This is a genomic window from Saccharomonospora sp. CUA-673, from assembly GCF_001942305.1.
In the GTDB taxonomy this organism is placed as follows: domain Bacteria; phylum Actinomycetota; class Actinomycetes; order Mycobacteriales; family Pseudonocardiaceae; genus Prauserella.
Map to the genome: position 1 here is coordinate 1 of NZ_MKKE01000072.1, position 5,428 is coordinate 5,428.

Annotated in this window: 5 protein-coding genes and 1 pseudogene; 1 reads left to right on the forward strand and 5 read right to left on the reverse strand. The window is 70.7% G+C overall.

The window, feature by feature from the left end; all coding sequences use genetic code 11:
• Positions 1-358 precede the first annotated feature (358 nt).
• From BJF85_RS23505 to BJF85_RS28245, 5 genes and pseudogenes are all read right to left on the reverse strand, one after another.
• A pseudogene (locus BJF85_RS23505) lies at positions 359-1,305 on the reverse strand (D-2-hydroxyacid dehydrogenase family protein).
• Between the two features lie 33 nt (positions 1,306-1,338).
• A complete protein-coding gene (locus BJF85_RS23510; protein ID WP_139320820.1) occupies positions 1,339-2,532 on the reverse strand; it encodes an endonuclease/exonuclease/phosphatase family protein in 1,194 nt (397 codons plus the stop codon).
• A 106-nt stretch (positions 2,533-2,638) separates the two neighbouring features.
• Entirely contained in the window at positions 2,639-3,490 is an 852-nt protein-coding gene (locus tag BJF85_RS23515; RefSeq protein WP_075850144.1) for a shikimate dehydrogenase, read from the reverse strand.
• Positions 3,480-4,814: an endolytic transglycosylase MltG gene (gene mltG / locus BJF85_RS23520; RefSeq protein ID WP_075850145.1), complete on the reverse strand. Its 1,335-nt coding sequence runs from the start codon at positions 4,812-4,814 to the stop codon at positions 3,480-3,482. Before mltG ends, BJF85_RS23515 begins: the two co-directional genes overlap by 11 nt.
• Positions 4,748-5,050 (reverse strand): hypothetical protein, encoded by a 303-nt coding sequence (locus BJF85_RS28245; RefSeq protein ID WP_075850146.1) that lies wholly within the window; start codon positions 5,048-5,050, stop codon positions 4,748-4,750. The genes mltG and BJF85_RS28245 overlap by 67 nt, the downstream gene beginning before the upstream one ends.
• 87 nt (positions 5,051-5,137) lie before the next feature.
• Between BJF85_RS28245 and BJF85_RS28250 the strand changes: the two genes are divergently transcribed.
• A complete protein-coding gene (locus BJF85_RS28250; protein ID WP_158057119.1) occupies positions 5,138-5,428 on the forward strand; it encodes a hypothetical protein in 291 nt (96 codons plus the stop codon).

The following is a 5,428-nucleotide window of genomic DNA, read 5'->3' on the forward strand; positions in this document are numbered from 1 at the left end:
AACCCACCCCCAAAACCAACAACGACCAACAACAAACCTTCGCTCAGCGTGATAAACGAAAAGCGAGGTCGAGGGATGACACGGAACAGCGACACCAGCCGCCTCATCATCCCGGAGACCTGCCCGCCGGCGAGGCGCCCCCACCCCAAGGACGCACCCCACCACCCCACCCCGAAACCTCAACAAGGCGACGCGAGTTGCCAACACAGCGACGCAAGATGCTGACACGGCGACGCAGAACGCCGACACGACGTCGCGAAACGCTGACACGCCCGCGCAGATTGCCAACAAGGCGACGCGAGCTGCTAACACGGCGACGCGAGATGCCCCCACGCCCCCACCCCAACCCCGAAACCGCCTACCGGCCCATCACCCGAATCGGTTCCCCACCGACCCAGGCGGCAATATCCTCCACAGCCCCTTCGTAAAACACGCGATACAGATCCCGAACCACATACCCGATATGGGGAGTCAGAACGGTGTTCGACAACCCCCGCAAAGGGTGATCGGCCGGAAGAGGCTCGATGTCGTACACGTCGAGGGCCGCTCCCCCGATCCGCTGTTCCCGCAGCGCGTCGATCAACGCGGTCTCGTCGACGATGGGTCCGCGGGAGGTGTTCACCAGCCAGGCGTCGGGCTTCATGAGCGCCAGTTCGGGGGCGCCGATGAGTCCGCGGGTGCGGGAGCTGAGGACCTGGTGGATGGTGACGACGTCGGATTGGGCGAGCAGCTGTTCCTTGGTGACGGCGTCGACGTCGTGTTCGGCGGCTTTCTCGGTGGTGAGGTTGGCGCTCCAGGCGATGGTGCGCATGCCGAAGGCCTGGCCGATGCGCGCGACGCGGGTGCCGAGTCGGCCGAGGCCGATGATGCCGAGCGTGGCGTCCTGGAGGCTGCGGCCGACGGCGGTCTGCCAGCCGCCCTCGCGCATCGACTGCTGCTGGCCGGGGACGTCGCGCATGGCGGCGAGGATGAGGGCCCACGTGTGTTCGGCCGTGGGGTGCGGAAGGTAGCCGGTGTGGGAGACGACGATCCCGAGTTCGGACGCGGCGGCAGGTCGATGGCCGGGTTGCGGGCACCGCCGAGGCTGACGATCAGGCCCAGGTCGGGCAGCCTGCGCAGCACGTCGGCGGGCAGCGGGGTGCGTTCGCGCATGGCGACCACGACCGAGCACCCCGCCAACCGGTCGACGAGCGCGTCGGGGTCGGTGAGGTGCTCGGTCAGCACGTCGAGCTCGGCGTCGAGGGAGTCCCAATCGGCGAGGTCGCGCGCGATGTCCTGGTAGTCGTCGAGTACCGCGATCTTCATGCCCACACGCTAATGCGTGGGGCGGGTGCGGGCCTACGGGACGAGCACGTCGACGCGCACCAGGTGGTGGTCGGACGCGTCGTTGAGGCGCGCGAGCTCGTCGTCGGGCACGGGCCAGAACACCTCGCTGCCGCGCGGGATCAGCTGCCGGGACGGCAGCACGTAGTCGACGCGTAGGTTTCCGGGCGATTCGGGGTTGAAGTCGCCGGTGTCGAGCCAGTGCGGGCCGACGTGGTCGTCGTTCGCGCCGCCCTGTTCCTTCGCCGCGGCGACGGCGCCGAGACTGCCGGGCTTGGTGTCGCGCAGCCGGGGCGAGTCGAGCAGTTGGTTGGCGGCCGCGTCGACGCTGTCGCCGTCGTGCGGGTCGGCGTTGTAGTCACCGGCGATGACGAACCGGTCCTGCGGGCTCAGACCACCGCGGCCGCCCTCGTCGTCGTAGATGTAGCCGCCCTTGCCCGGCGTGATGTAGTCGGCCCAGAAGCGGATCTCGTCGTGGTTGCGGGTGCCGTTGCGCTGTTCCGGGCCGTCGAAGCTCGGCGGTGTCGGGTGCGCGGCGAGCAGGTGCACGGTGCGCTGGCCGACCTTGACGGGCACGTCCCAGTGCGACTTCGACGACAGGCGCAGCACGTCGAGGATCTCGTCGGAGTACCAGTCGCCGTCCTCGGGGGTGTCCGGGTCGCTGGGCAGCGTCGCGTTCGGCATGTCCTTCCACAGGAAGTTCTGGAACGTGCGGATGCCCTCGGCGTCGATGGGGTACTTCGACAGCACGAGCATGCCGTACTGGCCCTCGAACTCGCCGAAGCCCTGCGCGTCGTCGGGGCCGTCGGTGCTGCCGTCGCGGTTGAGGTCGAAGCCGGTCGGCACGCCCGTGTTGGACGGGGCGGTGAAGGCGTGCGGGTAGTCGATCGGCTCGGCTCCGTGTTGGCCCACCTCGAGGTAGTTGTCGCGGAACAGGTCGGCCGCCACGCCGCCCTCGACGTAGTCGAACTCGTTGATCAGCAGCACGTCCGGGCGGTTGCGCTGGATGACCTCGGCGACCTTCTGCGCCTGCTCGTTGTCCGGCGTCGCGAGGTCCCGTTCCAGTTCGCCCTCGGCGGAGCGGTTCAGCGAGGCGTTGAACGTCGCGAACCGGACCTCCTGCGGTCCGCCCCGCTCCCCGGTTCCGCCCTGTTCGGCCGGTTGGCCGGCACTCGCCGGCACCGACGCCACGATCAACCCGACCGACATAGTCAGCCCGAGGGACAACGACATCCAACGCGATCGACGCACAGTTACCTCCAGTAAGTCACACCGGACCTTACGGGTGAAACGTAAACGTCGGGCAGCGTTCGGGTTAGACGGGGAGGTCGAGGACTCCGCCGGTGGCGTCGCGCAGTGCGGTGCGCATGGCCTCGCGTGGTGCGGGGCGGCCCGTGAACTGCTCGACCTGGCCGAACGCCTGGTGCAGCAACATGTCCAGACCGGTCGCGATCCGGCCGCCGTGGGCGGCGACCGCCTGGGCCAGCGGGGTCGGCCACGGGTGGTAGATGACGTCGAGCACGCAGCGCACGCCGGCGATCGTGTCCAGGTCGGCGGCGACGGCATCCGAGGGCACCGTGCTCACCAGGACGTCGGCGTCGGCCGTCAGCGCGGGCAGGTCCACATCGGACCACCGCAGCACCTCGACGTCGAGTCCCGCCCGGCGCGCCGCCTCGGTGGTCTCGGCGGCCCGCGCCGGCTCGCGGACGAGCAGGCTGACCCGCTCGACCTTCAGCTCGGCGAACGCGACCACCGCGGCGGCCGCCGTGCCCCCGGCGCCGAGCACCACCGCCCGGCCGCCCCCGGTGTAACCGGCGGCGGTGCGCAACGCCCCGGTGACGCCGTCGACGTCGGTGCAGTCGGCCCGCCATCCGCCGGCGATCGGCACCAACGTGTTGGCCGCGCCGACCGCCGCGGCACGCGGAGTCACCTCGGTCGCATGCGTCAACGCGGCCCGTTTGCCCGGCATGGTCACCGACAGACCGGCCCACTCCGCGCCCAGGACGTCGACGAACCCGGGCAGGCCGTCGGCGTCGACCTCGATGCGGTCGTAGGTCCAGTCGCTCAACCCCAACGCGGCGTAGGCGGCGCCGTGCAGCACCGGCGACAGCGAATGCTCCACCGGCTTGCCCAGCACCGCCGCGCGGCGCGGCCCGTCAGTAGACACCGTCCTCCTGTGCCTGCCTGGCGTTGTCCTGGTGCTCGGCGTGGTTGTCGCTGAAACACGACAGGCCGTTGTGCTCGCACACCACGAAGTACGTCCACGGACCGTCGTCCGGGTCCTCGGCGGCGGTGATCGCCTCCGTGCTCGGCGCGCCCACCGGCGTCGGCGTCAGACCCTGGTTCAGGTAGGTGTTGTACGGCCCCCGCTGCTGCCGCCACCCCGCCTGGGTCCGGATGGTCGGATCGGGCTGCGTGTAGTTGATCGTCGAGTCCATCTGCAACGGCATGTCCTGGTCGATCCGGTTGTAGATGACGCGCGCGATCTTGCCGAAGTCGTTCTCCACGCCCTCGACCTCGATGATCGAGGCGACGGTCAGCACCTCGTACGGCGTGTATCCGGTGATGCCCGCGACGTCCGGCAGCCCGGCGGCCTCCATGCGTGTCGCCGACGACGACAGCACCTCGGTGAGGATCTGCTCGGCGTTCCAGCCCGGTTCGACGTCGTACACGCCGGGCGAGATCAGCCCTTCGAGCCTGTGCGCCGGATCGCGTTCCTGCGCCGGTTCGGCCGCCCATTCGGGCACGCCCAGCTCGGCCAGGTCGGTCGATTCGACGGTCTGCTGCAGTTCCTCGACGCCGACGCACGTGCTCTCGCCGTTCATGTCGGCGCACGAGGCCTGCGACAGCAGCGACATCACACCGGGCTGTTCGTTCTCGCCGCGACCTCGGTCGGACAGGCGCATGCCGGCGCGGATCTCCACCTGGCCGACCCGCGCGTCGGGCTCCACCAGCGTCTCGACGGTGCTCTCGCCCGAGGCCTGGGCCTTCACCACGTAGTAGCCCGGCTGGATGGCCAGCACGCGCTGGTCGTCCTCGCTCGCGCTGACGAACGCAGCCGAGCTGGCCACGACGTCGAGTTCCTCGAGCTTGGTCGCGATCGTCCGCGTCGAGTCGCCTTCCTCGACGTGCAGCAGCACGTCGCGGTTCCCGGTGCCCTCGTAGTCGTCGAAGCCGAAACCCAGCAGTTCCCTGGCGCCGAAGTACGACCCGCCGGCCAGCAGCGCGAGCACCGCCAACGCCGCGAGCCACTTGATGCCGCGGCGGCGCCGCTTGCGGCCGGTTCGGGGCGGGTCGTCGTCCGTGCCGCCGCCGATGTAGGCGGGTCCGGTGCGGGCCGGGTCGTCGTCGTTCTCGTAGTCGTCGTAGTCGTCGTAGCCGTCGTCGTACTCGTCGGCGTAGCGGTCGCCGCCGAGGTCGTCGATCAGCCCGTCGTCGTCCGGTTCCTCGTACCGGTCGTCGCGCGCGGCTCGGTTGTCGCGGTAGCCCATGTCGTCGTAGGTCTCGTCGTACGGATCGGGTCGCCCGTCAGGCCGGGGAAGCCGGCCTGGTCGGCGAGGCCGGCAGCATCGTCGAAGTCACCGGCCTCGCCGGGGCCGGGCCTGCCGTCCAGGCCGTCGGCCAGCAGCCCGAGTTCGAAGCTCTGCGTGGGCCGCTCGTCGGCGTCCACTCCGTGGTTCGGGTGGAGTTCCCGTGCCCGGCGGGGCGGGGGCAGCGGTTCGGGCATCGCCCGCTCCGGTCCGGGACCTTCCTCCCCGGGCGGTGGAATCGACCCGATGGGCGGCATGGCCGGCCGGGACGGATGCGGGTCGGCGTGCCGCGGCGGACGGTCCGGCTCGGGTCGGGGCTGCTCGGGGTTCGGCAGATCCGGACGGGGCTGGTCGAATCCGTGCTCGGGTCGGGGCTGTCGATCCGGGCGGGGAGCCTCGGGATGCGGCTGATCGGGTCGGCCTCCGGGCTCGGGGCCGCGCCGGGACGGGGGAATCCGGGGCCGCGTGCCGCGGGCAACTCGGTGCCGAACACCTTCGTCGCGGAGGCGTCCGCCGGGGTCAGCGCGGCGGAGTCGGCGGCCGAGGCGATCTTCCAGTTGCGCAGCGTCAGGTAG